The following is a 26869-nucleotide window of genomic DNA, read 5'->3' as shown; positions in this document are numbered from 1 at the left end:
CTTCTGTCTGTCGGGAGATCAGGATGCAGGGCAATTTTGGGCTTCGGCACATGATCGGGGTTATCCTGTTGGCGGCGCTCGCGCCGACACCAGCCCTCGCAATCGACGAGGCGCTGTTGCCGCGCAATTTATCGCCCTGGGGTATGTTCGTCGGCGCCGACTTCGTCGTGAAGGCGGTGATGATCGGGCTTGCGATCGCCTCGCTAGTGACGTGGACGGTGTGGCTTGCCAAGACCATCGAGCTGCGCCGCAAGAGCGCGCTCGCCTTGGAGCGCACGCGCGCGCTGGAACGCAATTTGAAGCTGGCCGAGGCGGCGGAGCGGGCCGGCGATGCGCACGATGCGGTGGCCCAGCTCGTCCAGTCCTGCGCCAGGGAAGCGGAGCTCTCCGGCGGCATCCTCGACGACGGTCTCCAGGAGCGCGTGGCGCTGCGGCTGGAGCGGGTCGAGGCGGCGATGTCGCGGCAGATCGCGCGCGGCACCGGCGTGCTCGCGACCATCGGCGCAACCGCCCCGTTCGTCGGCCTGTTCGGCACGGTCTGGGGCATCATGAATTCCTTCATCGGCATCTCCGAGAGTCACACCACGAGCCTCGCGGTGGTAGCACCCGGCATCGCAGAGGCGCTGCTCGCCACCGCGCTCGGTCTCGTCGCCGCGATCCCGGCGGTCGTGATCTACAACCATCTGGTTCGCGGCATCGCCAATTACCGCGCGCTGCTTGGCGATGCCTCGGCGCAGCTCATGCTGCTGGTCAGCCGCCAGCGCGACCATCGCGATTTCCGCCTGGCGCGGGCGGCGGAGTAGGTCATGGCTGCGAAGCTCGGCGGACGTTCGGGATCGCCGCTCAAGCGCGGCGACCCCAGCGATCTCGACGTCACCCATGAGATCAACGTCACGCCGTTCATCGACGTGATGCTGGTGCTGCTGATCATCTTCATGGTGGCTGCGCCGCTCGCCACCGTCGATATCGGCGTCGAACTGCCGGCGACTGCGGCCGAGCCGGCGCCGCGGCCGGACAAGCCGACCTTCGTCACCGTGAAGCCTGACCTCTCGATCGCGATTGGTGAAGATGTCGTGGCCCGCGATGCGCTCGGCACCTCGCTCGAGGCCGCCACCAAGGGCCGCAAGGACGAGCGGATTTATCTGCGCGCCGACAAGGCGGTCTCCTACGGCGATCTGATGGAGGTGATGAACACCTTGCGCAATGCCGGTTATCTCAAGGTCGCGCTCGTCGGCCTCGACGGACGCAATTGATGGCCGCGAACGCCTTTGCCTTGCATGAGCCGCTCGGCGAGCGCGAGCGCGCACGCTGGGGCGGATCAGCCGCGGTGATCGTGGCGTTGCATGTAGGCGTCATCGCATTTGCATTGAATTGGCTGAACCGTCCGCCCGAGCCGGGTGTCAACCTGCCGGCGATCATGATTGACATGGCGCCGGCGACATCGGCGCCGCAGCCGACCCAGGACGACGTCGCGCCGGGGCCGCCGATGCAGGCGGCCGACGCTTCGCCGCCGGCGCCCATGCAGCAGCAGACCGTCGAGGACACCATCGCGCCGACGCCACCGCAGGAGAAGCCGGAGGTCGTGGCGCCGCCGGAGCAGAAGCTGGAGCCGACGCCGGCCAAGCTCGAGCCGGCGAAGATCATTCCTGCTGAAAGACCAACGCCAGCGAAGCCGAAGGTGGTTCGCCGCGAGGCCAGGAAGCCGTCGGAGGCCGCTCCCGCGCCGCGCACCAGCGCGCCGCCGCGCGCCGAGCGCGAGGCGCCGATGGCATCGGCAATGAGCGCAGGCGCGGTGGCTTCGGTGATCGCGTCCTATAATCAACGCGTCCGCGCACATCTGATGCGCTTTCACCAATATCCATCCGGTGGTGGCGGTCAGCGCGGCGTTGCCAGGCTGAGCTTCACGCTGAGCCGCAGCGGGCAGGTGACGTCCAGCTGTCTTGGCGGATCGTCGGGCGTTGCCGCCTTCGACGCCCAGGCCATGTCGATGATCCGCCAGGCGCAGCTGTTTCCGCCGATCCCGCCCGAGATCACCAACGGTTCGATGAGCTTTACGATCCCGGTCGAGTTTACGGTGAGATGACGACGCTCTCTCACTCCCTCGCCCCGTTCTTACGGGGAGAGGGTGAGGGGTGCCTCCGCGCACTCATCGAGAGTACGAGACTGGAGTTCTATCCTCGTCATTGCGAGCGCAGCGAAGCAATCCGGGCTATCTCCGTGGAAAGATTCTGGATTGCTTCGCTGCGCTCGCAATGACGGAGGGTGAGGCGCCGCTGTCGGGTTCCAACCCTCTCCCCGCAAGCGGAGAGAGAGTTTCGATTACTTCGCCTTCAGGAAGTCGGCGACCTCCAGCAGCATGAACTCGTCGTCGTCGGCCTTGTTGGGGTCGCGGCTGGACGAGAACGGCAGGTTGTTGTCGTTGCCGACGATGATGTGGCTGTCGTCGATGCGATCGACGTTCTCGATGGTGAAGAACGGGAACGTGTAGACGCCGTCGTTGAGCGGCTTCTTCGCCTTCTTGTCGGGATCTTTTATCTTCATCAGGTCGATATAGCCGATCTTGCGCACGGGCTTGCCGACATTGGCCTCAGTGAGCTCGATCTTGTAGACGCGCTTGAACTTGGCGAGGTCGGGGAAGCAGTTCTCGCCGCGGGTGCCTTGCGGGCAGGCCTTGTCGGCTGTGCCTTCCCCGTTGTCGCGCTCGATGATGAGGCCGGCGCTCGGATCAATCATATTGAAGTCGCCGATGGCGTTGCCGTTCTGCTCGAACACATACTGCCAGTAGCGGCCGGTGAATTTTTCCGCGGCGACGTCGAATTCGAGGATGCGGGAGGCTTCCTTGCCGTCGACCTTCTCCCAGTCCTTCTTGTCGGCGTCCCACAACGGGCCCTCGAGCAGGCCGTAGAGGAACTTGCCGTCCTTCGAGGACGCAAAGCCCTCATAGCCCTTGGAGCGGCGGAGATTGACGTTGGTGTAGGTCGCGCCGGGCGCGCCCGGGGTCGCCACCGCCCAGTGATCGGGCGAGCGCACCGGCTTGCCGTCGGCGACCGTTTCGAACAGCCCAAGGATCTTGCCGGTCTTGTCCGCCTTGAGGATGTAGGGGCCGAACTCGTCGCCGATCCAGAAGGTGTCGCCGATGATCTGGAAACCCTCGGTGTCGAAATCCGAGCCGGTGAGATAACGCTTCTGCGTGTCCTCGTGCACGATGCGGAACGGGACCTTCTTGTCGGGATCGTGCAGGTAGACAGTCTCGAGCCGCTCGATCTTGCCGCCGGCCCAATCCATCTTGTAGTGGTTGAGATACAGCATCGAATCCGGCGAGTTGGCGCGCGCGCCCATGCCGTTGTCGGTGATGACCCAGAAAGTGCCGTCGGGCATGGTCTTGATGCCGGAGTGGCCCTGGAGCGGCTGGCCCTTGAACGGCAGCGACACGCCGGTCGGGCGCTCATAGGACTTGCCCATCACGGTGCCGAGCGCGTCGACGCGCTTGCCGGTGGTGTACTTGCCGGAGGTCTTGAGATCGGCGGGCGCATCCGCCGGGGCGTCGATGAAGGTCGCGGCGGGCATCACCACGTGGCCGGCGAGCTTGGCCGGGAATTCGCCTTCGCTCTGCGCGAGCGCCGAGCCCGCGGTGAGGATGATCGTTGCGACGGAGGCAAGAAAAGTCGCGCGCATGTGCGTCTCCTGTTGACGGAGGCCGTCTTATGCGGACCGCGTGTTGCAGTTTTGTGAAGCCGGGCCGAACGCCGCAGGATCTGCTACTCCTTTACCGCGCCGGTCAGCGAGGACACGTAGTAATCCACAAAGAGCGAGTAGAAGATCGCGACCGGAAGCGAGCCGAGCAGCGAGCCCGCCATCAGCGCGCCCCACTGGTAGACGTCGCCGGTGACGAGCTCGGTCAGAATCGCGACCGGTACAGTCTTGTTGGCGCCGCTCTGGATGAAGGCGAGCGCGTAGATGAACTCGTTCCACGACAGCGTGAAGGAGAAGATGCCGGCCGAGATCAGCCCGGGCACCGCGAGCGGCAGCGTGATCCGCCGCAGGATCTGCAGCCGCGTCGCGCCGTCGACCAGCGCGCATTCCTCGAGCTCATAGGGGATCGACTTGAAATAGCCGATCAGCAGCCAGGTGCAGAACGGCACCAGGAAGGTGGGATAGACCAGGATCAGCGCCAGCGGACTGTCGAACAGGCCGAACTGCACCACCACGGTCGCAAGCGGGATGAACAGGATCGAGGGCGGCACGAGATAGGCCAGATAAATGCCGAGGCCGACATAGGGGCTGCCGCGAAAGCGCAGCCGTTCGATGGCATAGGCCGCCAGCGTGCTCGCGATCAGCGACAGCGTGGTCGAGCCGATCGCGACCATCATCGTCGTCCACAGCCAGTGTGGATAGGCCGTGTCGAACAGCAGGTGCTTGATGTGGGCGAGCGTCGGCGAGGTGATCCAAAACGGGTTGTGTTGCTTGAAATTCATCAGTTCCGCGTTCGGCTTGAACGAGGTGATCGCCATCCAGTAGAACGGAAACAGGAGGATCAGCACGAAGCAGCCGAGCGGCAGATAGATCATCATCAGCCGCCGCAGCCCGGAATCCCAGGCCATGGTATCGGGTGCGGCTTTGGCGGCGGCGGCCGACTGCGCGACGGTGTCAGTCATTGGCCTCTCCCTGCTGCCATTTGCGGCGTGCCAGGCCGAAATAAGAGAACAGCGTCGCGAACACCAGGAACGGGATCATCGACACCGCGATCGCGGCACCTTCGCCGAGCTCGCCGCCGGCAATGCCGCGCTGGAAGGCCAGCGTTGCCAGCAGATGGGTCGAGTTGCCGGGGCCGCCACGGGTGATGGCGTAGACGAGCTGGAAGTCGGTGAAGGTGAAGATGATCGAGAAGGTCATGACGATGGCGAGGATCGGCATCATCATCGGGAAGGTGATGTAGCGGAAGCGCTGCCAGGCGCTGGCGCCGTCGAGCATCGCCGCCTCGTAGAGCGAGGGCGAGATGGTCTGCAGGCCGGCGAGCAGTGAGATCGCGACGAAGGGGATGCCGCGCCAGATGTTGGCGGCGATCAGCGAGAAGCGCGCCGGCCAGGGCGAACCGAGGAAGTCGACGTTGCTCGAGCGCCAATGCAGCACGTCGACCAGCAGATAGGAGATGATCGAGAACTGCGGATCGTAGATCCACCAGAATGCCAGCGCCGAGAGCACCGTCGGGACGATCCAGGGCAGCAGGATGATCGCACGCAGCAGGCTCTTGAACGGAAAATGGTTGTTGAGCAGGAGCGCGAGCCAGAAGCCGAGCGCGAACTTTCCGAACGTCGCGATTCCCGTGTAGACCACGCTGTAGAACACTGCGTTCCACCACAGGGGATCGGTGAGCAGATACTGGAAATTCTCGAAGCCGACGAAGACGCCGCGCCGGCCGATCGTGGTGTCGGTGAAAGCGAGCCAGATGCCGAGGCCGAGCGGATAGGTGAGGAAGACCGCGAGCAGGCCGATCGCGGGTGCAAGGCACATCACGACCAGGAACGGCTTGTAGTCGAATAACCTCACGAGCCAGCTCGGCTGCCGTCGCGCCAGGCTGGGAGAAGAAAGTGCAGTCACGGACATCAGCTTGTTGTCCTGTCTATCAAGGTCACCACACCGTCATTGCGAGCGAAGCGACTTGCCCGCCGAAGCCTTGGCGAAGGCGGGAGCAATCCAGTCTGTCTCTGCGGTGAAAGTCTGGATTGCTTCGTCGCAAGGGCTCCTCGCAATGACGGTCGCTTTGTCGTAGGGCGTTACTTCTGCCGCCTAAAATACCGCTTGCAGCGTTGCTCGGCTTCCGCGGCCGCGGCCTCCGGTGTGGCTGCGCCGGTCGCGACCGATGCGCACATCTGAATCAGCACGTAGTCGGCGCTGACGGCACCGGTGGCCGTCGAGATCGGACCCTTGTAGCCGTCATAATAGGTGCTGTTCATCGTGTCCTTGAACAGCTTCACCTTGGGATCCTGCGACCACACCGCGGCCTCTGCATAGGCGGCCAGCGGCTGGGCCCAGTAGCCGGAGTTGGCGTTGAGCCACGGCTCGTATTGGTCCTTCTCCAGCATGTAGAGCAGGAAGGCCTTTGCGGCGTTGGGGTACTGGCTATGCTTGAACGCCATGGCGTTCAGCGTCAGTCCTGCCATCGGAGAGATCTTGGCCACGCCCTTTGGCAGCAGCTGATGCTCGCTGTCGTCGGCGATCGCCTTGGTCGCCGGATCGTTCTTCAGCGAGAAGTACAGCGAGACGCCGTTGGCGGTCAGCGCGATCTCCTGCGAAGAGTAGGCGCGATTGTTGCTGACGTCGTTCCACGACGTCGTGCCGGCGATGAAGGTCGGGTAGAGCTGCTTGACCCAGTTTAGCGCGGCAATGGTCTCCTTGCTGTTGATGGTGATGTTGCCCTCCTCATCGAGCAGGGAGGCGTTGTGCGACCACAGCGCCCAGTTGGCGAAACCGTTGCCGTCGCCCTTGGCATTGCCGAGCGCGAAGCCCGCCGGCTTGCCGGCCTTGTGGAGCTTCTGGCACAGGTCGACGATGCCGGCATGGTCTTCCGGCACCTTGTCGAAGCCGACCGATTGCAGGATCGATTTGCGGTAGATCAGCGGACCCGCGGTCGCGCCGAACGGCAGTCCGATCCAGGCGTCGCTCTTATTCCTCTTGCCGTAGCGTTGCGCCAGCGGCAGCCAGCCGCCATAACGCTTGCCGAGATAGTCGGCGACGTCGGTCAGCTCGATCAGCTTGTCGATATAGATATGCGGTGCATCGGAGAAGCCGATGATGATGTCGGGGCCGGCGCCGGAATTGGCGGTCACCGCGGTCTGCTGGTTGATGTCCTCCCAGCCGACGAAGTCGACCTTGACCTCGACCCCGGTCTCCTTGGTGAACTTGGCCGCGTTGGCGCGGAACACGTCTTCGTCGGCCTGGACGAAACGGACCGGCCGCAGCATGCGCAGGGTTGCGCCCTTTTCGATCGGCAGTTTCGGCGCGGGGACATCCGCGGCCTTGATCGCGGATTGGGCATTCGCCGGTGTACCGGTTGCCGCGATTGCCGCAGCGGACAGGCCCAGCGCCAAGGCATCACGACGTGTGATGTCGTTCCTCATCAGTTCCTCCCTGTGATGTCTCCCCTCCCGGCGTTGATCGCCGATGAAGGGTCGTTCCGTTTTGCGGCGCGTTCTGCGCCGCCGCCTAGCTGTTCGGCCCGCGATCCATGCTGACGGGCTGCCAGCGGCGGAGCGCGGTGCTCTGCAGCACCGACGGGTTGACGCAGCTTACCGGCCACATGCCCTGAAGCACCAGTGACAATTCGTAGCCCACGCGGCGCTTGCGCGCCTCGTCGAACCGTGCCGAGGCGGACGCGACATGGGCGGTCAGGGTCACGTTCTCCATGCCGAGCAGGGGGTTGTTGTGCGACGGCGGTTCCTTTTCCAGCACGTCGAGGGCAGCGTGTGCGATCCAACCTTCCTGCAGCGCCTTGATCAGGCTGTCCTCGTCCACCGTGGCACCGCGGCCGGTATTGATGAAGATCGAGCCCTTCTTCATCTGCCGAAAGTGCTTCTCGGTCAGCATGTGATGCACCTCGGGCCGGGCAGGGGCATGCATCGAGACGAAATCGGATTGCGACAGCACCTCGTTCAGCGTCGCCGGGATGACGCCGTGGTCGGTCATCAGCGTCTCCTGGATGAAGGGATCATAGGCCATCATGCGCAGGCCGAACGGGGCGGCGCGTTTCGCGACCGCACGCGCGACACGGCCGAACGAGACGAAGCCGAGCGTCTGGCCCATCAGCCGCGGGACCTTCAACAGCGCTGGCCGGCCCTCGGCCCAGCGGCCGCTGCGCACCATGCGGTCCTGCTCGACCAGGCGGCGGAAGCCGGCGAGCAGCAGCATCATGGCGTGGTCGGCGACCTCCTCGATGAACGTATCCGGAATATTGGTGACGGGAATGCCGCGCGCAGTGGCTGCCTTGATGTCGACGCTGTCGACGCCGACCGAACCGAGCGTGATGACCTTGCAGTTCTCCAGCGCGTCGATGATCGACTTGGTGATCGGGATGGCCTTGGCGTAGATGGCGTCGGCGGTCTTCGCGGCGGCGATGAACTCGGCCTCGCTCGCCGGTGCCTCGACGATCTCGGCATCGATCGGATCGAGCGCCTCGCGCTCGTAGGAATAATCGCTGCCTGCGACCGTGAAGCTCGCGCCCTTCGGCGTCACCACCCTGTATTTCGGCATGTTCTGCTCCCGATTTGGTTTGTCGGTTCTTGTTCTGTGACCCGCACCTGCGGCGAGCCTTTGCCTCTTTTACGCGAAATCCGCGCGGCCGCGTACAGCTAACGGTTGTGCGAGGTGATGTATCTTTCCGGTTTTCCCGCCTCCGATCCGGCCTTCTACGGAGTCGTCGTAACACGTTGCTAAGGGGTGACCCACTAAAGGTTGATTTGATTTCGATCGATTCTCTCGCGCGCCCGTATCCCTTTGTTGCCGGAGCCATCCCCGTGAAATTGAGCAATCTGAAGATCGCCGCCAAGCTCGGCATTCTTGTCGGCGTGACCTTGTTCGGCCTGTGCATTTCCGGGGTTCTTGCCGGCTATCTGATGAAGCAGGAGATGGTGAACGCGCGCATCGATCAGGCCAAGGCGATCGTGGAGTTGGGGCGCAACTACGCCGCTGCGCTCAAGAAGCGCATCGACGCCGGCGAGATGACGAAGGATGCGGCAATGGCCGAGCTTCGCCGCTACGGCAATGCAATGACGTATGACAACGGTGCGGGCTATCTGTTCGGCACGTCCTATGACGGCATCACGCAGCTCGCTCCCGATCCCAAGCAGATCGGCGCGAACCGCATGGAAGTCGTGACCAACGGCCGCAGGCTCTCCAAGGAAATCATGGATGGGGTCAAGGCCAACGGCGAGATCCTGCTGCACTACGAATACATGAAGCCCGGCCAGCAAACGCCGATCCGCAAGCTCGGCTACGCCGTCGCGGTCCCCGGCTTCGACATGTATCTCGGCACCGGCGCTTACCTCGATGACATCGACGCCAAGATGGGCCCGGTGTACTGGCTGCTCGGTCTTGCGATGCTTGGCATCGTCATCGTCGCCGGCAGCGTCGCCTGGTTGCTCGGCCGCAGCATCAGCCGTCCGCTCGGGCTGCTCGGTACCCGCATGAAGGAGCTCGCCGACGGCAAGCTCGAAGGCGACATTCCCGGCGTCGGTCGCGGCGACGAAATCGGCGCGATGGCTTCGACAGTCCAGATCTTCAAGGACAACGCGATCCGCATTCGCGACCTCGAGCAGACCGACGCGGCCGCCAAGGAACGCGCCGCGGCGGAACGCCGCAGTGCGATGGAAGGCATCGCCAGCGACTTCGAACGCAGCGTCAACGGCATCGTCCGCTCGGTCTCCTCGGCCGCGGCCGGCATGCAGACCACGGCGCAGTCGATGACAGCGACCGCCAGCGACGCCTCGTCGCGGGCGGCGACCGTCGGCGCGGCCTCGCAGAAGGCGTCCGGCAATGTCGGCACGGTCGCGGCCGCCGCCGAAGAGCTGTCGAGCTCGGTTGCGGAAATCTCCCGCCAGGTGACGCGCTCGACCGAGGTGGCGAGCAGGGCTGTCAGCGATGCCGAGCGCACCAACGCCACAGTGCAGGAGCTCTCCACCGGCGCCGAGAAGATCGGCGAGGTTGTCAAGCTCATTCATTCGATCGCGGCGCAGACCAATCTGCTCGCGCTCAATGCCACCATCGAGGCGGCGCGGGCCGGTGAATCCGGCCGCGGCTTCGCTGTCGTTGCCTCCGAGGTCAAGGCGCTCGCCAACCAGACAGCCAAGGCCACCGAGGAAATCTCCGCCCAGGTCGCGGCGATGCAGACCTCGACCAGCGATGCGGTCGCGGCGATTGGCGGCATCACCCAGACCATTGCCGAGATGAGCGAGATCACCGCCGGGATTTCGTCGTCCATCGAGCAGCAGGGCGAAGCGACCCGCGAGATCGCGCGCAACATCCAGTCGGTGGCGGCCGGCTCGAACGAGATCAACACCAATATCGGCAGCGTCGCCTCGGCCGCGGAAGCGACGGGCGCAGCCGCCTCCGACGTGCTCTCCAACGCCCGCGAACTGGACAACCAGTCCGGCGCGTTGCGCGGCGCCGTCGACGGCTTCCTCGCCAAGGTGCGCGCGGCGTAGGCCGTAACTGTCATGCCCCGCGAAGGCGGGGCATCCAGTACCCCGCGACCCATCGGGTCAATCACTACCGTCTCGGAATACTGGATCCTCCGCCTTCGCGGAGGATGACAGCATCCGAGCGGAGCAGCGCTACTGCTTCTCGATCTTCGCATTCGTGATCAGCTTCTCCCACAGCACGAGCTGCTCACCCACGAACGTGCCGAGCTGCTCCGGCGTGCCGGAGAAGGCGTCCATGCCGAGCGTCGCGAGCTGGGCCTTGATCTCCGGCTTCTCGACGATCTTCCTGATCTCAGCGTTGAGCCGCGTCACGATCTCCTTCGGCACGCCTGCGGGGCCGAAATAGCCCTGCCATGACGAAATGTCGAAGTCCGGCACGCCGGCCTCCTGCATCGAGGGCAGGTTCGGCACCAGCGGCGAGCGGTCCTTTGTGGTCACCGCGAGCGCGCGCAGCGCGTTGCCTTTGACGTGCGGCAGGCCGGTCAGGATGTCGACGAACATCATCGAGACGCGGCCGCCCATGACGTCGTTGAGTGCCGGCGGCGAGCTCTTGTAGGGCACGTGCAGCAGGTCGAGCCCGGCATTGTGCGCAAAGGTCGCACCCGACACGATCGCCGATGACGAGCCCGAGGCGTAGCTCAGCTTGCCCGGATTGGCCTTGCCATAGGCGATGAGCTCGCCGACCGTCTTTGCCGGCACATCCGGATGAACGACCAGCATGAACGGCAGGTCGCCGGTGCGCGCGATCGGGGTGAAGTCCTTGACGGGATCGTAGGTCAGGCTCTTGAGCAGATAGGGATTGGCCGAATGCGTGGTGTTGGTCGTCACCAGCAGCGTGTAGCCGTCGGGTGCGGCGCGCGCGACAAAGGTCGCCGCGATCATGCCGTTGGCGCCCGCCTTGTTCTCGATCACGATGCCGACGCCGAGCGCCTGCGACAAATGATGCGAGATCAGCCGCGTCGTGGTGTCGGTGCCGCTGCCGGCCGCGAACGGCAACACCAGCGTGATATTGCGGCTGGGATAATTGTCGGCCTGGGCAGTGGATGCGGCGGCGAGACACAGCACGGCCGCGCCGGCGGCGTACAGGTTACGGATCAGCGCTGAAAGCATGTTGGAACGTTCCCTCGTTTTTGGTTGGCGGGGAACCTAGCCGGCCCAAATCGAAACCGAAAGATGGCAGATGGGCGAATGCGTCCGCCGTGCGGAATTACTTCACTGCCGAACCCTGCCGTGACGCGATCACGACGCCGGCGAGGACCAAGGCATAGCCGATCAGGTGAAACGGCTGCAGCTTTTCGCCGAGCAGCAGGATCGCCATCGCCGAGCCGAACACCGGCACCAGATGGAAGAACGGCGCGGCCCGGTTCGGTCCGATCAAGGCCACGCCGCGGTTGAAGAAGAGATAGGCCAGCGTCGACGGGAAAATCAGGATGTAGCCCAGCGTCGCCAGCGTCACCGTATCGAATTGCATGACGCGGCCGCTCGAGGCCTCCCAGATCGCCGTGGGCAGCAGCATCGTTGCGCCGCAGCAGGTGGTGAACGACAGAAAGGAGAGCTGGTGGATCTTCGGCCGACGCGGGATGAAGGCGGAGTAGATCCCGAACGCCACCAGCGAAGAAGCGAACATGATGTCGCCCCGGTTGAATGTGATGCTCGCGAGCGCCGCGAGATCGCCGCGCAGGATGATGATCAGCACGCCCGCAAGCGAAATCGCGATCCCGGCGAGCTGCGCAGCCGTCAGCCGTACGCCGAACAGCGCCAGCGACCACAGCGCCACGAACAACGGCCCGGCCGACTGGATTAGCAGCGCGTTCAGCGCTTCCGTATATTGCATCGCCCAATAGGAGATCGCGTTGTTGAAGGCAAAGCCCACCAGCGACAGGAACAGCATCAGCGGCAGGCTTTTGCGTATGCTCGGCCAGTCGCGCTTCAGGTGCGGCCAGGCGAACGGCAACAGGATCAGGAACACGCCGTACCAGCGGATCGTCGTCACGGTCAGCGGCGGCACATGCGCGCCGACATGGCGCGCGAGCACGATGTTGCCGGCCCAGAACAGCGAGCTCAGGCTCAGCAACAAATAGGGCTGGTTATTGAGCCAACTGGCCGGATTCGAGGCGGTTGGCGCGGGCGAGGCAATCGTCATCGGCGTTCGACACAAGCTTGCGCCGGATTGCCATGATGACACAAGCCACGCGGTCGCAATGCTACAATGCACGCATAACCTGAGGAGGCGTCATTGCCGGTTAATATGTTGAACATCGAGGGCCTGGAGCAGCTCGACCGGCATGCGCCGGTCGTGATGCTGAACCTGATGCGCTTCCACGAGCGTTCGCGCGACGGCGACGGTTCCGGATGGGACGCCTATTTGCGCTACAGCGCGATCACCGTGCCGATGATCAAGGCGCGCGGCGGCACGCTGCTGTGGACCGGCGAGGCCAAAGCGATCGCGCTTGGCACACATGACGGCAACCAATGGGATTTCGTCGCGCTGGTCTGTTACCCATCCGTCGCGGCCTTCCTCGACATGATGATGTCAGAGGCTTACGAAAACGAAGCCGACCCGCACCGCCGCAACGCCTGCGCCGAGCACGTCATCATCGCGACCAGCGAAGCATACAGCAAGTTCAGGACGAAGTAGCGCGCTCTTCTTCCCCTCTCCCCCTTGTGGGAGAGGGTGGCTCGACGCGGAGCGGCGAGACGAGTGAGGGGTTATCGCCGCGAGCTCAACTCTCATTCGAATGCGCAGAGACGCACCCCTCATCCGGCGCTTCGCGCCACCTTCTCCCACGAGGGGAGAAGGAAAAAGAGTCGCGGTCGCGACGCCATTTACGTCTTGCGCTGCGTGTTTTCGCGCTCATTCAGTGCATCGATCGCGGAGCGGCACGCGGCCTGCAACAAGCGGCAGACCTCCTCCGGCGACCGCCGCGGGCGCAGCGCAGCAAACGTCGGATAGCTCGTCAGCACGAAGATCAGATCGACCGCATCCTGCAAGGCCGGCTTTGCCGCCCGCCTCTGCACGATACGCGTCACCAGCCCCATCAGCAGCTCGCGCCGCCGCTCGTTGCGTTCGACCAGTGCCTCGCCGAATTCGGGATCGGTTGCGATCGCCTGGTTGAGCCCGCCGACGGCGGGGTCGTGGCTCCAGAAGGTGCAGAAGGTCTCGATGACGCGGTCGAGCGCGGCGCGCGGATCAGGCATCGCCATCACCTCGGCCAGTTCGAACAGCCCGCCTCGGTGTGCGATGTCGTCGAACACCGCCTCAAGCAATCCGCGCCGCGATCCGAACTGATTGTAGACAGTCAGCCGCGTCACGCCGGCCGCCTTCGCCACCACATCGAGGGAGAAGGTCGCGCTACCCGCGTCCTTCCGCAACAGCCTGGTGCCGGCAGCGATGATGCGTTCGCGCGTCTCCGCCGCCGCTGAGGCCCGGACCGAGCTCACATAACTGCGTTTCGGCATGGCCCCGCCATTCTCTTGACGTATTGACTATACATATTGTATATCTAATTTAGAAGCCAATTTGGAGCCTGCCATGCAGACTGCCCTCGTGATCGCCCTGTCGCTTCATGTGTTGTCGTCCGTGTTCTGGGCGGGATCAAGCTTTGCGCTGGCGCGGACCGGCGGAGCCGGCGGCGAGCAGCTCGTCTTTCCCCAACTCGGCGCGGCGACGATTGCGATCGTGACAGGCGCCTATCTCGGCCATCTCGTCCACGCCGAAAGCTTCGGTCCGACCGAGCAGGTTCTCGCGCTTGGCGCGGTCTGCGCGTTGATCGCGGTCGGCGTTCAGGCCGCAATCGGCCCCCGCGCGGTCCTGACCTTGCGCCGTGGCACGAGCGAAGCGGCGGACGTGCATTCGCGCATCGCGACCGCCCAGCGCGTGGCCGCCGTTCTGCTCGCCATCACCGCCCTCTGCATGGGCGCGGCGCGCTACATCTAGGGTCAGGACCCATTCATAGGAGGCTAGGCCGAAGTGCCACGACGCGCCAGAGACCGACCAGCAATTTCCCAAGCAGAGCGTTGCAACGGCGTGGCATCCCGCCACTGAAGACAAGGAAAACGATATCCATGATGATTCTGTTGAACCTGCCAGTGCGCGATCTCGCCGCATCGACGGCATTCTATGTGTCGCTTGGCGGTACGGTGAACCCTCAGTTTTCCGGCGAGAATTCGACCTCGCTCATGTTCGCGGACACGATCGGCGTGATGCTGCTGACCCACGATCAGTATCGCGAATTCACCAAGCGTCCGATCGGTGACGCGCGATGCGACAGTCAGGTTTTGATCGCCCTTACCGTCGATGACCGCGACGCCGTCGATGCAACACTGGCTCGCGCGGTGGTGGCGGGCGGTCGCGCCGATCCCAACCCGGCACAGGATCTCGGCTTCATGTATAACCGCCACATTGAAGATCCAGATGGCTATGTCTGGGAAATAGTATGGATGAATCCAGCAGCGGTCGCTTGATCCGAGACCGCGAAATCCGGCGCATCTGAGCAGTCGGAAGCAAAATACAAATCATGGCGGAGTCTTCTCGTTCCGCCATGAACCAGTCCCAACACACGCCCCAAACAAGGGCCCTAGGCCTAACTCGCCTGCTTCCTCGACGCCGCGAACACGCCCGACAGCACCAGCGCGAAGCCGATGAAGTGGAAGGCCTGCGGGCGTTCGCCCAGAAACACCATCGCCATGATCGAGCCGAACACCGGCACGACGTGGAAGAATGGCGCGGCGCGGTTGGCGCCGATCAGGCGGACGCCGCGGTTGAAACAGAGATAGGCGAGCGTCGACGGGAAGACGGCGACATAGAACAGGGTCAACAGGTTCGGCCCGTCGAGCTTCATCACCGGACGCGCGAACAATTCCCAGATCTCCAGCGGAATGAGACAGGCGGCGCCGCAGCCGAAGGTGAAGGCGAGGAACGACAGTCCATGCATGGCTGGCCGCTTCAGGGTCAACACCGAATAGAGCGCGAAGATCAAGAGCGCGAGGAGGAAGATCAGGTCGCCCTTGTTGAAGTCGATGTTCGACAACGTGGTGAAATCGCCATGCAGCAGGATGGTCAGCACGCCGCACATGGATAGCAGCACGCCGAAGGCCTGCGCCGCGGTGAGCCGGATACCGAGGATGACCAGCGACCACAGCGCCACCAGCAGTGGCGCCGCCGACTGGAGCAGCAGCGTGTTGAGCGCCTGCGTATGCTCCAGCGCCCAATATTGCAGGGTGTTGAAGGCGCCGATGCCGGTGATCGAGAGCGTGATCATCAGGCCGAGCTTTCCGCGGATCGCGGGCCAGTCTTGCGAGAGATGCTTCCAGGCGAACGGCAGCACCAGCAGGAAGGCGAAGAACCAGCGCAGGAAGGAGAGCGTGACCGGCGGGATGTGACCGGCGGCGAGCCGTCCGACAATGGCGTTGCCGGCCCAGCAGAGCGCGGTGATGCTGAGCAGCAGATAAGGCTGGTTGGCGATCCAATTGTGGCCGGGCGTGGCGGCGCCTGTGCTCTGGTCGGTGGCGGACATTGTGATTGTTATGGCCCCGCGTCATGCGCCAAGGCCCCGGCCCGGCGGTGTCCGGGCCGGTTGGTCGCCCGGCCCCGCTCAAAGACACGGAAATCAAGGTTGCATCAATGGGGCGGACGCATCGCGACCATGCAGCGGCGGACATCGCCTCTCACGCTTTGGTCGTAGCTGTCGCGCCGGGCCGGAAGGTTTCTGGATTTTCCGGGGATATCAAAGGCTTGGATAGCCCTTCGAGCCTTGAAAAAGTCCCGTTCTTGCTTGCCTAGAGAGGCTGCTTCCTTTATCCGGTTGGACCTGCCTTGCGTGCGAACGGCCCTGGGCCGGGAATTGGGCTGGGCGCATCTAAAATCTTCGAAGGATTACCCGCGAATGGCCAATGTTGTCGTCGTCGGCGCCCAGTGGGGCGACGAGGGAAAGGGCAAGATCGTCGACTGGTTGTCGGAGCAGGCGGACATCGTCGTCCGTTTCCAGGGCGGTCATAACGCCGGCCACACGCTGGTGATCAACGGCAAGACCTACAAGCTCGCATTGCTGCCCTCCGGCGTGCTGCGCGACCAGAAGCTGTCGGTGATCGGCAATGGCGTGGTGTTCGATCCCGCCGCCTTCCTCGACGAGGTCACCAAGCTGCGGTCGCAGGGCGTTGCGGTCTCTCCGGACAATCTGCGGGTTGCCGAGAACGTCACCTTGATCCTGCCGCTGCACCGCGAGCTCGACGCCTTGCGCGAGTCCTCCAATGCGGCGACCGCGATCGGCACCACCCGCCGCGGCATCGGTCCTGCCTATGAGGACAAGGTCGGCCGCCGCGCCATCCGCCTGATGGATCTTGCCGATCTCGACACGCTGCCGCACAAGATCGACCGCCTGCTCGCCCATCACAATGCGTTGCGCCGCGGCCTCAATCTGCCGGAGTTCGACGGCAAGGACATCCTGAAGGAATTGACTGCGCTTGCGCCGCAGCTCCTGCCTTATGCCGAGACGGTGTGGCGGCTGCTCGACATCAAGCGGCGCGAAGGCAAGCGCATGCTGTTCGAGGGCGCGCAAGGCGCGCTGCTCGACGTCGACCACGGCACCTATCCTTACGTCACCTCGTCCAACACGGTGGCGGCGCAGGCCGCGACCGGCTCGGGCCTCGGCCCCGGCGCGGTCGGCTATGTGCTCGGCCTGTGCAAGGCCTATACGACCCGCGTCGGCCAGGGTCCGTTTCCGACCGAGCAGGACAATGAGATCGGCCGCAAGATCGGCGAGCGCGGCCGCGAGTTCGGCACCAATACCGGGCGGCCGCGCCGCTGCGGCTGGTTCGACGCCGTGCTGGTCCGCCAGGCGGTCCGCACCGGCGGCATCAACGGTTTGGCGCTGACGAAGCTCGACATCCTGGACGGCTTCGACTCGATCGAGGTCTGCACCGGCTACCGGCTGGACGGCAAGGAGATCGACCATTTCCCGGCCGGCGAGGGCGCGCAAGGCAGGGTCGAGCCGATCTACGAGACCATTGAGGGCTGGAAGGAGCCGACCGCCAATGCGCGGTCATGGGCCGACCTGCCGGCCCAGGCCATCAAATATGTCCGCCGGATCGAGGAATTGGTGGGGTGCCCGGTCGCGCTGCTTTCCACCAGCCCCGAACGCGAGGATACTATCCTGGTGCAAAATCCGTTTGAGGCTTAACGATATCTTACCGGGACGTGCGCATAGTTGAGTTGAAATGGCTGATTACTATCCGCTGATCGCCCGCGCTATTGCCGCCCTGGATCCCAACGCTCCCGGCGAAAGCCGTCGCGCGCTCTATGAACGGGCGCGCACGGCGCTGATCGCGCAGCTTCGCAGCGTGCAGCCGCCACTTTCCGAATCCGAGATCACCCGCGAACGGCTGTCGCTCGAGGAGGCCGTTCGCAAGGTCGAATCCGAGGCCGCCCAGCGCGCCCGCGAGGCCTCGCGCCCGGGCGGCGGCGCCCGCAGCGGCAGCGGCGACGCCTTCCGCAGGGCCAGCGCCCGTGCCGCCGAGGGCAATCCGCCTGCTGCGGCCCAGCAGGGTGCGCCACCGCGCGCCCGTCCGGCTCCTCCGCCGCCGCGTGCGGACCGCCCGTCCTTCGGCAGTGACGACCAGATCGATCGCGATGCCCAGCGTCCACCGCGGGCCCCGCGTTTCGATGCGCCGCGCCAGCCGAGTCCGCCCGCTCCACCGCCGATGCCCGAGCCGCCGCCAGCCGGACGCACTGGCGCTCGTCGTCCGCCGGATGGCGGACCGCCGCTGCCACAGGCCCCCGGCGTGCGCGGCTTCCGCGACATCACCGCAGATGCCAACGATCTTGGCGGCGCCGCCGCACAGGCCAACCGCGCCGCGCGCCGCACCTATGCCAACGTGCCCTCGCCCTCGCCGGAATTCGACCGGCTCGAGCCGAGCCTGGAAAACCGCGTCGGCGAGGGGGATTCGCCCTATTCCTATGACGAGTCGATCGAGGAGGCCGAGCGCTATGCGCCGCAGGGGCCATCGCCGCGGCCGCGCATAGCGCCCGACCGCGACGTCAAGAAGCGCGCCCGCTCCCGCTCGATCTTCCCGTTCAAGAGCGCGATCGCCGTCGGCATCGTGCTGATCCTGGTTGGCGCCGGCATTCTCTGGGGCAAACAGCTGGTCCAGACTGCGAGCGGCCTGTTCAAGTCCTCGCCGACCCAGGTGGTGGAAGCCCCGAAGGATGCCTCGCAGCCGCAGAGCAAGCCCAAGATTCCGGACCGCGTCGGCCAGCCCTCGGCCAGCGACCAGCCGGTTGCGCCGGTGGCGCAGAAGGTCGTGCTTTATGACGAGGATCCGTCCGATCCGAAGGGCAAGCAATATGTCGGCTCGGTGGTGTGGCGGCTGGAGCCGATCAAAGCATCGGGCAACCAGAAGGCCGACGTCGCCGTGCGCGCCGACATCGAGATCCCCGACCGCAAGTTCAAGATGACGATGTCGTTCCGCCGCAACACCGATTCGTCGCTGCCGGCGAGCCATACCGCGGAATTGACCTTCATCCTGCCGCAGGATTTTCCCGGCGGCAGCGTCTCCAACGTGCCCGGCATCCTGATGAAGTCGAACGAGCAAGCGCGCGGGACCCCGCTCGCGGGGCTCGCGGTCAAAGTCACCGACGGCTTCTTCCTGGTCGGCCTCTCCAATGTCGACGCCGACCGCGCCCGCAACGTCCAGCTCCTGAAGGAGCGCTCGTGGTTCGACGTGCCGCTGGTCTACGCCAACCAGCGCCGCGCCATCATCGCCATCGAAAAGGGCGCCCCCGGCGAGCGCGCCTTCAATGACGCGTTCGCGCAATGGGGCGACTGAGGCACTCTGTCGTTCCGGGGCGTGCGCAGCACGAGCCCGGAATCCATTGTGCCGCACGTGACGTAGGGAGATGGATTCCGGGCTCGACGCTCCCGGGCCGCGCCTTGCGCGGTCCCGTCGCGTCGCCCCGGAATGACGCAATTCCTATTGCGCGGCGGCTTCCCGCTTGCGCGAGGCGGCGTGCTCGCGACTCATCACGGCGCGGCAGCCGGGGCTGACATGCGCCTTGTTCCGCACCATGCAGGCGGTGATCCGCGAGATGTCGGGGATTTCGCTCGAGCACAGCCGCATCGCATCGCCCGAGCACATCTGCTGCGCTTCGGATGAGAAGGCGAGGCCCGGCGAGATCTGGAATGCGAGTGCGGTGATGGCGACGGCGAAGAGCGCGGCGATGGTCTGGTAGCGTGTCATTTGGAATGCATCCCCAAATTGTGTTGGCTTGAGCCAGTTGATTTTGGGGCGCCGCACGCAGCTTGCTCTGCCGCATGTCGCAGCCGTCACGCAGGGAACCCAATCCCGCATGTGGTTGCTCGATCTCTCGTGATGTTCGAATCGAAGGTGCTGCGCCGCCCGAGCGAAGTATGCGCCATTGTCATGAGGCTGCAATGGGACGCGCAAAGGAATTCGCAATTGTTGCAGCTTCGTCACGTCGAAGCGGCGCGCTGCGTCAGACGGACGATGCGCTCGCTTGTTCCGCGTCGGGATCTCCGAGCGCTGCGGCGTGTTCTTCGACGGCGGTGATGCCTTTTGCCGTGAGCTCGAACAGATCGCCGTCTTTCACGACATAGCCGCCGGCGATCAGCTCGTCGATCTTGCCGTGGCGGTCGTCGGCAAAGGCAAAAGACTGGCTGATGTCCCTCAGGATCGTGAGCTGTTCGTCGCGCAGCATGTCTGACATCTCAGACCTCCAAGGGACTCGATAAGGAACTTGACCTTTACCTGCCGTGGCTCTCGAACACCTTGCTGCAAGACCTCGACAGCTTGCCGCGATGGGCTTGCAGGCAGCTCTGCACCGCATTGTCGTCGCCGAGCTCCTTGCGGCACAGCCGCGAGGCATCGCGCGAGCAGGCCTGCTGTTCCTGCGGCGTACCGGCATGACCTTGCGCGAGAGCGGGCGGTCCCGACACGCCGCTCAGGGCCGTCAGCGTGATCGTCGTCAGAAGGAACAGCTTGCGGGACATCGGTCGCTCCAAATCGGACAGGTCAATTTCTCAATTTCAAGTCCTGTCTGAACTCGTCGCCGTGCCACTTGTTCCCCTCGAATGCGGCGCGCCCCGCTATTCAAGGTTCCCGCGCCACTGCTATAACGACGGCGAAGGATGAGGATGCCTGATGAAACGCTATTTCGTGTTCGCGCTCCTGGGCCCGTTCGTGGGCGGGTTCCTGCTGCTGCTGACGACGACCTATCAGTCCGGCTACTGGACCCAGACCAGTCTCGGCGAGGTCGGCAAACTGTTCGCAGTGTTTTTCAAGACCCTACAATACAGCTATCTGTTCGGCTTCCTGCCTTCGCTGATGATCGGTGCGGTCGACGACATCCTGGTCAACGTCAGGCGGATCGGCCCGGTGCTGCGGATGCTGCTGGTCGGCGTGTTCGCCTTCATCCTGGCGTCGCTGACTTACAGTTCGCGCGGCCCGGACTCGGGCGCGGTGCAATTCATCCTGTACGGCCTCGTCGGTTTCGTGCCGGCGGTGGCGTCATCCTGGCTCGTGCACAAATACGTCCCGGAGCCGCAGCCCGCAGCAGCATCGACCTGAGGGCGCGACCTTCGACCACGCTGCAGCAACCTCCGCCGCGCTGGCGCGTTCCCTACAGGCCATGACCATGTCCGACGACGACATTCTTGCTCCGCGCCGACCCCGTTCAGGGGGCCGCTCGCGAACGACCTCTTCTAGCGCCGAGGCGCACGGGCCGATCATCGACCAGGAAGGCCGCGAAATCCGTCCTGAAACGCTGGAGCAGGGGTTTCGCGAATTTCGCGTCGAGTTCGGCCAAGGTAGCCCGTTCGGCAATCTGACGCGGGAGCAGCGGATTGCACGGATCGAGGCTATCGCAAAGCTGCTCGACGTCGCCTTCGTCCTGCCCGGCACCAATATCCGCTACGGCATCGACGGCCTGATCGGGCTGATCCCGGTGGTCGGCGATATCATCACCACCGCGATCTCGCTGTGGCTGGTGCGCGAGGCCCGCGCGCTGGGCGCGCCCTGGTACCTCACCGCCCGCATGCTCGGCAACGTCGCGGTCGACGGCGTGGTCGGCATGGTCCCGTTCGCGGGCGATGCCTTCGACGTCATGTTCCGCGCCAACATGCGCAACGTCCGCCTGCTTCGGCGCTGGCTCGACAAGCAGCCGCGCATCTGAGGCGCCTCTTGCGCCAAAACGCAAAGAGCGCGATGGCCTTTTGGCCATCGCGCTTCAGCGCACATCGAAAGGCTTGCGGAAAAGTTTACGCCGCGTCGGCGTCGGCGTTGGTCTCTGCCGGCTTGCGGTGACGGGGTAGCGGGAAAGCTTCGCTCTCGTAGAGCGAGCGGATGCCGTTCTGGTCGAAGCGCGCTTCCTCGACCTGCAGATAGGCGCCGTTCAACGAATCTGTCGGCAACTGCTCCATCGCGAACTGGACGGCTTCGGCCGCGGTGCCGAACCGCCGATAGGTGAAGCCCGCGCGCTTCTTCTTGCGGATCGCGGCGGGAAACAGTTCGGCGGAGGTGTTGAAGTTGAACGGACGCAGTGGACGCATGGTCAAAGACCTCGTGATCTTCTCTGGGGCTTTAAGCGCGTGGGGTTAAGAGGGCAGAGGCCACGATCGAGTGGGCCCGCCGCACATGTCATTTTCGTTCTCTAATATAGGCCGTTTTGACAAAATTGCGACCCCTGCGATGAGAGATGATGAATCCGCGCATGGCAGCCCCGCATCTGCAATAACCAAAGCAATTCCAATGGCTTGTATGGTTTACAGCTTGCCAAGCAGCAGCAGGACGAGCAGCACCACGAGCACGACGCCGCCGATCCCCATGCCGGAATGGCCCATCCCATAGCCGTAGCCGCCGATGCGGCCCGACAAGCCGCCGACCAGATAAATGATCACCAGGATGATCAGGACGGTCCCGAGGGTCATGGCATCCTCCCTGGCGGCCGCCGAATTGCGAGGGTCGGGCGCACCGCCAGAAGAGAAAAGCACATCGCGCCGCCGGGTTCCATGACGGAACCGTGCGGCTGGCAGGGATTTATTTCGGCTCGAGCTTCAGCGCCGCCGAATTGATGCAGTAGCGCAGCCCGGTCGGCCCGGGGCCGTCGGGGAAGACATGGCCGAGATGGCCGCTGCACTTGGCGCAGAGAACCTCGGTGCGGATCATGCCGTGGCTGATATCCCGCTCCTCGTCGACATGGCTCTCGACCGCGGGCTGGGTGAAGCTCGGCCAGCCGCAGCCGGAATCGAACTTGGCGTCGGACTCGAACAGCACATTGCCGCAGCCGGCGCAGACATAGGTGCCGGCGCGGTGGTCGTGCTCATATTCGCCCGAAAAGGGACGCTCGGTCGCCTTTTGCCGCAGCACGGCGTACTGCATCGGAGACAATTCCTGCCGCCATTGCTCTTCGCTCTTGATGACCTTGTCGTCTGTGGTTTTCGTCCTGGTGTCGGGCATGGGTCTCCCGCCTGTTGGTGACCTTGCGATCAGTTGGTGGCTTTGCTGGCGCTCACGAGCGTCGGCTTCTCGATGTAGTTATCCGCGAACAGCTTTTTCAGGTTCTCGACCTTCGGGATATCATTGTAGGCGATATAGGGCTGGCTCGGGTGCAGCGTCAGATAGTTCTGGTGATAGGCCTCCGCCGGATAGAACGCCTCGAGCGCGCCGACCTTGGTCACGATCGGCTTGTTGAAGACCTTGGCGCCGTTGAGCTGGGCGATATAGGCCTCCGCGACCTTCTTCTGCTCGTCGGAGGTGGTGAAGATCGCCGAGCGATACTGCGTGCCGGTGTCGGGGCCCTGGCGGTTGAGCTGGGTCGGATCGTGCGCCACCGAGAAGTAGATCTGGAGGATCTTGCCGTAGGAGATCTTCTTCGGATCGTATTTGATCTCGACCGATTCCGCGTGGCCCGTCGTGCCGGACGAGACGCTGCGGTAGTCCGCGGTCGCCTTGGTGCCGCCGGCATAGCCGGAGACCGCATTGACGACGCCCGCGGTGTGCTGGAACACGCCCTGCACGCCCCAGAAGCAGCCGCCGGCGATCACGGCGGTCTGGATCCCGCTCGCGGGCGCCGCGTCCACGGCGGGGGCTGGGATTACGACCGCATCCTCCGCGGCCCGTGACGGCACGGCAAAGGCCAGCGTCAGTGCGGTGGTGGCAGCGAGCAGGGTCAGGAGGGCGGGTCGGCGCATGGCGGATCCTCTTTCGAAGGTGTGACAAGTCTACGGCGGATGCGGCCAGGCGAACAGCCTGCCCGGCCGCATTTTCGATCATCCGAGATACGGGCGCAGCCGGCGATTGTTACGCCGGGACGGACACGAGCCTGTGAAAAGCGCCGCACAAGCCAGCGCGGCTTGGCGAAGCCGGGATCTCCGGGCTAGATGAACCCGCGCGATCGGTGATCGACACAAAAATGTGGTGGCTGGAGCTGATCTGACAACATGCTGCGCGTCGTCCCCCTGACACTCATCGTCCTGGCCGCCTCTGCCTCGATTGCCGCGGCCGGGCCGCAGCTCGGCGACTATCTCGCCACCTGCCGCGACCGCCAGGCGGATGCCCAGGCGCGAGCGCAGGCCTGCGACAACTTGCTCAACGCCGATCGCGTCAGCGGCAAGGACAAGGCAGTCGCGCTCGGGGTGCGTGGCAATGCGCTGATCAACAAGCGTGACTATGACCGCGCGATCGAGGCCCTGTCACCGGCCATCGAGCTCGATCCGGACAATGTTACGATCCTCAACCTGCGGGGTGTCGCCTATGAGCGCAAGGGGCAGGACGACCTGGCGCTCGCCGACTACAACCTTGCCATCCAGAAGCGCCCGACCTACGGGGTTCCCTACAACAACCGCGGCACCATCCATCTGCGCAGGGGCGAGCTGCAAAGCGCGCTCGACGACTTCAACTTCTCGATCAAATTCGCGCCAAAATTCCTGCTCGGCTACACCAACCGTGCGCGTGCCCGCACGCTAATGAAGGATTTCAACGGCGCGCTCGCCGATTTCGCCGATGCGGAGAAGATCGATCCGAACGCGCCGCAGATCGCCGGCAATCGCTGCGTCACCTATGGCACGATGGGAAAGTTCGACGAGGCATTCGCCGACTGCAACGGTCTGATCCAGAGGCAGCCGAAGAATCAATTCGCGATGAGCAATCGCGGCGATGTCTATCTCATGAAAGGCGACCTCGATTCCGCGCTGAAGGACTACAACACGGTCCTGGCGGCCAATCCGAACAATGTGCGCGCTCATGCCGGCCGCGGTCAGGTGTTCGAGCTGAAGCATGATCTCGGCCAGGCGCGCGCCGACTATCGCTCGGCGGCCTATGCACTGACGCCGTTCGACGAACTCGATATTGGCCGCGCCCGTGCCAAGGCGCAGGAGCGGCTTGCCGCGCTCGCTCCGCAGGCGCCGGCGACCGCGCCCAATGCGCGCCGCATCGCGCTGGTGATCGGCAACGGTGCCTACAAGAACGTCCACGCACTCGACAATCCGCCGCGTGATTCCAAGCTTGTTGGGAACGTGCTGCGCGATGTGGGATTCCAGACCGTGACGGTCGCCAATGACCTGACGCGCGACAAGTTCTTCGAGACGCTGCGCGCGTTCGCGGCGGAGGCGGAGAAGGCCGACTGGGCCGTGGTCTATTATGCCGGCCATGGCTTCGAGATAGGAGGGGTCAACTATCTCGTGCCGATCGACACCAGGCTTGCCGCCGACAAGGACGCCGAGAGCGAGGCGGTGGCGCTCGAGCAGGTGATCGCGGCGGTCGGCGGTGCGCGCAGGCTGCGTCTCGTCATCCTCGATGCCTGCCGCGACAATCCGTTCGCGCCAACCATGCAGCGCACGCTGTCGCTGAAACTGGTCGACAAGGGCTTCTCCAACATCGAACCCGGTGTCGGCTTCATGGTGGTCTACGCCGCCAAGCACGGCGAGACCGCGATGGACGGCGACGGCGCGCCCGACAGCCCGTTCGCGATTGCGCTCGCCCGTGACATCAAGGAGCCTCGCGTCGAGATCAGAAAATTGTTCGACATCGTCCGCGACGACGTCTGGTCCGCGACCAAGCACGGCCAGCAGCCCTTCACCTACGGCTCGCCCCCGGGTCGGGAGGATTTTTATTTTGTCGGGGGGAAGTGAGGGGGCCGATGTGACGCTGTGTCGGCGCCTCATAACCGCTGTCGTCCCGGCGAAGGCCGGGACCCATAACCCCAGGGAGGAGTTTGGCGGAGACTCGTAGTGACCAAATCCTCCGTGGTACTGACACCGCCTACGTCATATGGACCTCGCGGTATGGGTCCCGGCCTTCGCCGGGACGACCATGGGGAGGCATTGTGCCTCCAAGAGAGAATCCCGTAGCTTGCATGAGCGAAGCGATATGCGGGTCTCTCCTCGCCGACTACACCACAATGCTGAGCCTTTTCGCCGCCCGCGTGATGCCTGTGTACAGCCACCGCGCCCGGCTCTCCCCAAACGCAAAGCTCTCGTCGAACAGCACGACGTCGTCCCATTGCGAGCCCTGCGATTTGTGCACGGTCAGCACGTAGCCGTAGTCGAATTCGTCATAGGGTTTGCGCTGCTCCCAGGCGATCTGCTCGACGCCGCCCTCGAAGCAATCGGCGCGCACCGAGACCTTGGTCACCTTGTGGCCAAGGTCCTCGTCCGGCGACAGCCGCATGCTGAGGATGCGCGATTTCGAGCGCGAGGTGTTGCGCGACTTCACGCGCCACAGGCCGCCGTTGAACAGGCCCTTCTTGCGGTTGTTGCGCAGGCACACCAGCTTGTCGCCGGCGACCGGGAAGGTGTCCTCGATGTTCTGGCGCTGCCGCACCCGCATATTGTACGCGCGTCGCGTGTTGTTGCGGCCGACCAGGACCTGGTCGGCGGCCATGACGCGGTCGGGATCGAGCTCCTTGCGCGACACCACCTCGCTCTCGCCGTAACGGCCGATGTCGAGCTCGCGGCCTTCGCGGACGTCCATCGACATCCGCACGATCGGATCGTCCTGGGCCTGGCGATGCACTTCCGTGAGCATCGCGTCGGGCTCGGTGTTGGTGAAGAACCCTCCGCCCTGGATCGGCGGCAGCTGTGCGGGGTCACCGAGCACCAGCAGCGGGCAGTTGAACGACATCAGATCGCGCCCAAGCTCCGCATCGACCATCGAGCATTCGTCGATCACGATCAGCTTGGCCTTGGACGCCGGCGCGTCGTCCCAGAGCTCGAAGCTCGGCTGCTCCTCGCCGGATTCGCGGGCGCGGTAGATCAGCGAATGGATGGTGGAGGCGTCGTCGCAACCCTTGTTGCGCATCACCAGCGCCGCTTTGCCGGTGAAGGCGGCGAACCTCACCTCGCCGTCGACGCCGTCGGCGATGTGCCGCGCCAGCGTGGTCTTGCCGGTGCCGGCATAGCCGAACAGGCGGAACACCGGCGGTGTGTCGCCCCGGCCCGGCTTGGCCTTTAGCCAATCGCCAACGGCTTTGAGGGCGGCATCCTGATGCGGCGTGAAAGTCGGCATGTCTATCTTGAGGAAGGGCGAAATCGAAGCGATTCGTCACCCCTCAAACTAACCATTCGTCCCGCCGGTTCAAGCGCAGGACAATCGCATTCAAGCCCCTTTCTCTGCGGCCTATCCTTCGAGACGCCCGCCTTTGGCGGGCCCTCAGGATGAGGACAGAG

Annotated in this window: 29 protein-coding genes; 12 read left to right on the top strand and 17 right to left on the bottom strand. The window is 64.5% G+C overall.

Annotated elements, in window-relative coordinates:
* Window positions 1–23 precede the first annotated feature (23 nt).
* Genes exbB through FXV83_RS28240 form a run of 3 tightly spaced genes read left to right on the top strand, consistent with a single transcriptional unit; the run spans window position 24 to window position 2083 of the window.
* Window positions 24–803: a tonB-system energizer ExbB gene (exbB, locus tag FXV83_RS28250; RefSeq protein ID WP_148742857.1), complete on the top strand. Its 780-nt coding sequence runs from the start codon at window positions 24–26 to the stop codon at window positions 801–803.
* 3 nt (window positions 804–806) lie between these two features.
* Window positions 807–1253: a TonB system transport protein ExbD gene (gene exbD, locus FXV83_RS28245; RefSeq protein ID WP_148742856.1), complete on the top strand. Its 447-nt coding sequence runs from the start codon at window positions 807–809 to the stop codon at window positions 1251–1253.
* Window positions 1253–2083: an energy transducer TonB gene (locus tag FXV83_RS28240; RefSeq protein WP_148742855.1), complete on the top strand. Its 831-nt coding sequence runs from the start codon at window positions 1253–1255 to the stop codon at window positions 2081–2083. Before exbD ends, FXV83_RS28240 begins: the two co-directional genes overlap by 1 nt.
* Window positions 2084–2319: 236 nt before the next feature.
* On the opposite strand, the gene FXV83_RS28235 is transcribed toward FXV83_RS28240, so the two are convergent.
* From FXV83_RS28235 to FXV83_RS28215, 5 genes are all read right to left on the bottom strand, one after another.
* Entirely contained in the window at window positions 2320–3675 is a 1356-nt protein-coding gene (locus tag FXV83_RS28235; RefSeq protein WP_148742854.1) for an esterase-like activity of phytase family protein, read from the bottom strand.
* Between the two features lie 83 nt (window positions 3676–3758).
* Window positions 3759–4655, bottom strand: coding sequence for a carbohydrate ABC transporter permease (locus FXV83_RS28230; RefSeq protein ID WP_148742853.1), 897 nt, complete (start codon window positions 4653–4655; stop codon window positions 3759–3761).
* Entirely contained in the window at window positions 4648–5604 is a 957-nt protein-coding gene (locus FXV83_RS28225) for a carbohydrate ABC transporter permease (protein ID WP_148742852.1), read from the bottom strand. Before FXV83_RS28225 ends, FXV83_RS28230 begins: the two co-directional genes overlap by 8 nt.
* A 170-nt stretch (window positions 5605–5774) precedes the next feature.
* Window positions 5775–7118, bottom strand: coding sequence for an ABC transporter substrate-binding protein (locus FXV83_RS28220; protein ID WP_148742851.1), 1344 nt, complete (start codon window positions 7116–7118; stop codon window positions 5775–5777).
* 85 nt (window positions 7119–7203) lie between these two features.
* Window positions 7204–8247 carry a C-terminal binding protein gene (locus FXV83_RS28215; RefSeq protein WP_148742850.1) on the bottom strand — a complete coding sequence of 348 codons (1044 nt, stop codon included), beginning with the start codon at window positions 8245–8247 and terminating at the stop codon, window positions 7204–7206.
* Window positions 8248–8510: 263 nt separating this feature from the next.
* Between FXV83_RS28215 and FXV83_RS28210 the strand changes: the two genes are divergently transcribed.
* Window positions 8511–10196, top strand: coding sequence for a methyl-accepting chemotaxis protein (locus FXV83_RS28210; protein WP_148742849.1), 1686 nt, complete (start codon window positions 8511–8513; stop codon window positions 10194–10196).
* A gap of 129 nt (window positions 10197–10325) precedes the next feature.
* On the opposite strand, the gene FXV83_RS28200 is transcribed toward FXV83_RS28210, so the two are convergent.
* The gene (locus tag FXV83_RS28200) at window positions 10326–11303 is read right to left on the bottom strand and encodes a Bug family tripartite tricarboxylate transporter substrate binding protein (protein ID WP_148742848.1); all 978 of its coding nucleotides are present in this window, start codon (window positions 11301–11303) and stop codon (window positions 10326–10328) included.
* Window positions 11304–11400: 97 nt separating this feature from the next.
* Complete coding sequence (locus tag FXV83_RS28195) at window positions 11401–12336, bottom strand: DMT family transporter (protein ID WP_187436216.1); 936 nt, start codon at window positions 12334–12336, stop codon at window positions 11401–11403.
* A 105-nt stretch (window positions 12337–12441) separates the two neighbouring features.
* On the opposite strand from FXV83_RS28195, the gene FXV83_RS28190 reads away from it, so the two are divergent.
* Entirely contained in the window at window positions 12442–12831 is a 390-nt protein-coding gene (locus FXV83_RS28190; RefSeq protein ID WP_148742975.1) for a DUF1330 domain-containing protein, read from the top strand.
* Window positions 12832–13019: 188 nt separating this feature from the next.
* Here the strand turns inward: FXV83_RS28190 and FXV83_RS28185 are convergent, their stop codons facing one another.
* A complete protein-coding gene (locus FXV83_RS28185) occupies window positions 13020–13652 on the bottom strand; it encodes a TetR/AcrR family transcriptional regulator (RefSeq protein WP_148742846.1) in 633 nt (210 codons plus the stop codon).
* A 73-nt stretch (window positions 13653–13725) separates the two neighbouring features.
* Here FXV83_RS28185 and FXV83_RS28180 point away from each other — a divergent pair, with 73 nt between their 5' ends.
* Window positions 13726–14130 carry a hypothetical protein gene (locus FXV83_RS28180; RefSeq protein ID WP_148742845.1) on the top strand — a complete coding sequence of 135 codons (405 nt, stop codon included), beginning with the start codon at window positions 13726–13728 and terminating at the stop codon, window positions 14128–14130.
* A 122-nt stretch (window positions 14131–14252) separates the two neighbouring features.
* The gene (locus FXV83_RS28175; RefSeq protein WP_148742974.1) at window positions 14253–14657 is read left to right on the top strand and encodes a VOC family protein; all 405 of its coding nucleotides are present in this window, start codon (window positions 14253–14255) and stop codon (window positions 14655–14657) included.
* Window positions 14658–14776: 119 nt separating this feature from the next.
* On the opposite strand, the gene FXV83_RS28170 is transcribed toward FXV83_RS28175, so the two are convergent.
* Entirely contained in the window at window positions 14777–15709 is a 933-nt protein-coding gene (locus FXV83_RS28170) for a DMT family transporter (protein ID WP_148742844.1), read from the bottom strand.
* 369 nt (window positions 15710–16078) lie between these two features.
* Between FXV83_RS28170 and FXV83_RS28165 the strand changes: the two genes are divergently transcribed.
* Window positions 16079–17371: an adenylosuccinate synthase gene (locus tag FXV83_RS28165; RefSeq protein WP_148742843.1), complete on the top strand. Its 1293-nt coding sequence runs from the start codon at window positions 16079–16081 to the stop codon at window positions 17369–17371.
* Window positions 17372–17408: 37 nt separating this feature from the next.
* Window positions 17409–19016 (top strand): hypothetical protein, encoded by a 1608-nt coding sequence (locus FXV83_RS28160; RefSeq protein WP_148742842.1) that lies wholly within the window; start codon window positions 17409–17411, stop codon window positions 19014–19016.
* Window positions 19017–19160: 144 nt separating this feature from the next.
* Here FXV83_RS28160 and FXV83_RS28155 read toward each other — a convergent pair whose 3' ends face one another.
* From FXV83_RS28155 to FXV83_RS28145, 3 genes are all read right to left on the bottom strand, one after another.
* Window positions 19161–19427, bottom strand: coding sequence for a hypothetical protein (locus FXV83_RS28155; RefSeq protein WP_235940239.1), 267 nt, complete (start codon window positions 19425–19427; stop codon window positions 19161–19163).
* Window positions 19428–19683: 256 nt separating this feature from the next.
* Window positions 19684–19905, bottom strand: coding sequence for a hypothetical protein (locus FXV83_RS28150; RefSeq protein ID WP_148742841.1), 222 nt, complete (start codon window positions 19903–19905; stop codon window positions 19684–19686).
* Between the two features lie 46 nt (window positions 19906–19951).
* Window positions 19952–20197, bottom strand: coding sequence for a hypothetical protein (locus FXV83_RS28145; RefSeq protein WP_187436215.1), 246 nt, complete (start codon window positions 20195–20197; stop codon window positions 19952–19954).
* Window positions 20198–20348: 151 nt separating this feature from the next.
* On the opposite strand from FXV83_RS28145, the gene FXV83_RS28140 reads away from it, so the two are divergent.
* Both FXV83_RS28140 and FXV83_RS28135 read left to right on the top strand, forming a co-directional pair.
* Window positions 20349–20774, top strand: a complete 426-nt coding sequence (locus FXV83_RS28140) for a DUF5413 family protein (RefSeq protein ID WP_148742839.1) — start codon at window positions 20349–20351, stop codon at window positions 20772–20774.
* Between the two features lie 61 nt (window positions 20775–20835).
* Window positions 20836–21378 (top strand): DUF4112 domain-containing protein, encoded by a 543-nt coding sequence (locus FXV83_RS28135; RefSeq protein ID WP_148742838.1) that lies wholly within the window; start codon window positions 20836–20838, stop codon window positions 21376–21378.
* Window positions 21379–21463: 85 nt separating this feature from the next.
* On the opposite strand, the gene FXV83_RS28130 is transcribed toward FXV83_RS28135, so the two are convergent.
* From FXV83_RS28130 to msrA, 4 genes are all read right to left on the bottom strand, one after another.
* The gene (locus FXV83_RS28130) at window positions 21464–21754 is read right to left on the bottom strand and encodes a hypothetical protein (RefSeq protein WP_148742837.1); all 291 of its coding nucleotides are present in this window, start codon (window positions 21752–21754) and stop codon (window positions 21464–21466) included.
* 213 nt (window positions 21755–21967) lie between these two features.
* Window positions 21968–22132: a DUF3309 family protein gene (locus FXV83_RS28125; protein ID WP_187436214.1), complete on the bottom strand. Its 165-nt coding sequence runs from the start codon at window positions 22130–22132 to the stop codon at window positions 21968–21970.
* Window positions 22133–22241: 109 nt separating this feature from the next.
* The gene (msrB, locus tag FXV83_RS28120) at window positions 22242–22661 is read right to left on the bottom strand and encodes a peptide-methionine (R)-S-oxide reductase MsrB (protein ID WP_148742835.1); all 420 of its coding nucleotides are present in this window, start codon (window positions 22659–22661) and stop codon (window positions 22242–22244) included.
* Between the two features lie 29 nt (window positions 22662–22690).
* Window positions 22691–23395, bottom strand: a complete 705-nt coding sequence (msrA, locus tag FXV83_RS28115; RefSeq protein WP_148742834.1) for a peptide-methionine (S)-S-oxide reductase MsrA — start codon at window positions 23393–23395, stop codon at window positions 22691–22693.
* 249 nt (window positions 23396–23644) lie between these two features.
* Between msrA and FXV83_RS28110 the strand changes: the two genes are divergently transcribed.
* On the top strand, window positions 23645–25333 hold the full coding sequence (locus FXV83_RS28110; RefSeq protein WP_148742833.1) for a caspase family protein: 1689 nt from the start codon (window positions 23645–23647) through the stop codon (window positions 25331–25333).
* 259 nt (window positions 25334–25592) lie between these two features.
* On the opposite strand, the gene FXV83_RS28105 is transcribed toward FXV83_RS28110, so the two are convergent.
* Window positions 25593–26708 carry an ATP-dependent DNA helicase gene (locus FXV83_RS28105; protein ID WP_148742832.1) on the bottom strand — a complete coding sequence of 372 codons (1116 nt, stop codon included), beginning with the start codon at window positions 26706–26708 and terminating at the stop codon, window positions 25593–25595.
* Window positions 26709–26869: the final 161 nt, after the last annotated feature.

This window comes from Bradyrhizobium hipponense (assembly GCF_008123965.1).
Lineage (GTDB): Bacteria > Pseudomonadota > Alphaproteobacteria > Rhizobiales > Xanthobacteraceae > Bradyrhizobium > Bradyrhizobium hipponense.
Note: the sequence above shows the minus strand (reverse complement) of the source record. Positions and strands in the feature narration are given on the sequence as shown.

Coding starts and splice junctions, on each gene's coding strand:
- FXV83_RS28215 (WP_148742850.1), bottom strand. CDS start 8,247: ATGCCGAAATACAGGGTGGTGACGCCGAAGGGCGCGAGCTTCACGGTC.
- FXV83_RS28180 (WP_148742845.1), top strand. CDS start 13,726: ATGCAGACTGCCCTCGTGATCGCCCTGTCGCTTCATGTGTTGTCGTCC.
- FXV83_RS28145 (WP_187436215.1), bottom strand. CDS start 20,197: ATGTCCCGCAAGCTGTTCCTTCTGACGACGATCACGCTGACGGCCCTG.
- FXV83_RS28125 (WP_187436214.1), bottom strand. CDS start 22,132: ATGACCCTCGGGACCGTCCTGATCATCCTGGTGATCATTTATCTGGTC.
- exbB (WP_148742857.1), top strand. CDS start 24: ATGCAGGGCAATTTTGGGCTTCGGCACATGATCGGGGTTATCCTGTTG.
- FXV83_RS28170 (WP_148742844.1), bottom strand. CDS start 15,709: ATGTCCGCCACCGACCAGAGCACAGGCGCCGCCACGCCCGGCCACAAT.
- FXV83_RS28140 (WP_148742839.1), top strand. CDS start 20,349: ATGAAACGCTATTTCGTGTTCGCGCTCCTGGGCCCGTTCGTGGGCGGG.
- FXV83_RS28235 (WP_148742854.1), bottom strand. CDS start 3,675: ATGCGCGCGACTTTTCTTGCCTCCGTCGCAACGATCATCCTCACCGCG.
- FXV83_RS28110 (WP_148742833.1), top strand. CDS start 23,645: ATGCTGCGCGTCGTCCCCCTGACACTCATCGTCCTGGCCGCCTCTGCC.
- exbD (WP_148742856.1), top strand. CDS start 807: ATGGCTGCGAAGCTCGGCGGACGTTCGGGATCGCCGCTCAAGCGCGGC.
- FXV83_RS28160 (WP_148742842.1), top strand. CDS start 17,409: ATGGCTGATTACTATCCGCTGATCGCCCGCGCTATTGCCGCCCTGGAT.
- FXV83_RS28240 (WP_148742855.1), top strand. CDS start 1,253: ATGGCCGCGAACGCCTTTGCCTTGCATGAGCCGCTCGGCGAGCGCGAG.
- FXV83_RS28135 (WP_148742838.1), top strand. CDS start 20,836: ATGACCATGTCCGACGACGACATTCTTGCTCCGCGCCGACCCCGTTCA.
- FXV83_RS28130 (WP_148742837.1), bottom strand. CDS start 21,754: ATGCGTCCACTGCGTCCGTTCAACTTCAACACCTCCGCCGAACTGTTT.
- FXV83_RS28190 (WP_148742975.1), top strand. CDS start 12,442: ATGTTGAACATCGAGGGCCTGGAGCAGCTCGACCGGCATGCGCCGGTC.
- msrA (WP_148742834.1), bottom strand. CDS start 23,395: ATGCGCCGACCCGCCCTCCTGACCCTGCTCGCTGCCACCACCGCACTG.
- FXV83_RS28195 (WP_187436216.1), bottom strand. CDS start 12,336: ATGACGATTGCCTCGCCCGCGCCAACCGCCTCGAATCCGGCCAGTTGG.
- FXV83_RS28150 (WP_148742841.1), bottom strand. CDS start 19,905: ATGCTGCGCGACGAACAGCTCACGATCCTGAGGGACATCAGCCAGTCT.
- FXV83_RS28225 (WP_148742852.1), bottom strand. CDS start 5,604: ATGTCCGTGACTGCACTTTCTTCTCCCAGCCTGGCGCGACGGCAGCCG.
- FXV83_RS28185 (WP_148742846.1), bottom strand. CDS start 13,652: ATGCCGAAACGCAGTTATGTGAGCTCGGTCCGGGCCTCAGCGGCGGCG.
- FXV83_RS28230 (WP_148742853.1), bottom strand. CDS start 4,655: ATGACTGACACCGTCGCGCAGTCGGCCGCCGCCGCCAAAGCCGCACCC.
- msrB (WP_148742835.1), bottom strand. CDS start 22,661: ATGCCCGACACCAGGACGAAAACCACAGACGACAAGGTCATCAAGAGC.
- FXV83_RS28155 (WP_235940239.1), bottom strand. CDS start 19,427: ATGACACGCTACCAGACCATCGCCGCGCTCTTCGCCGTCGCCATCACC.
- FXV83_RS28105 (WP_148742832.1), bottom strand. CDS start 26,708: ATGCCGACTTTCACGCCGCATCAGGATGCCGCCCTCAAAGCCGTTGGC.
- FXV83_RS28200 (WP_148742848.1), bottom strand. CDS start 11,303: ATGCTTTCAGCGCTGATCCGTAACCTGTACGCCGCCGGCGCGGCCGTG.
- FXV83_RS28165 (WP_148742843.1), top strand. CDS start 16,079: ATGGCCAATGTTGTCGTCGTCGGCGCCCAGTGGGGCGACGAGGGAAAG.
- FXV83_RS28220 (WP_148742851.1), bottom strand. CDS start 7,118: ATGAGGAACGACATCACACGTCGTGATGCCTTGGCGCTGGGCCTGTCC.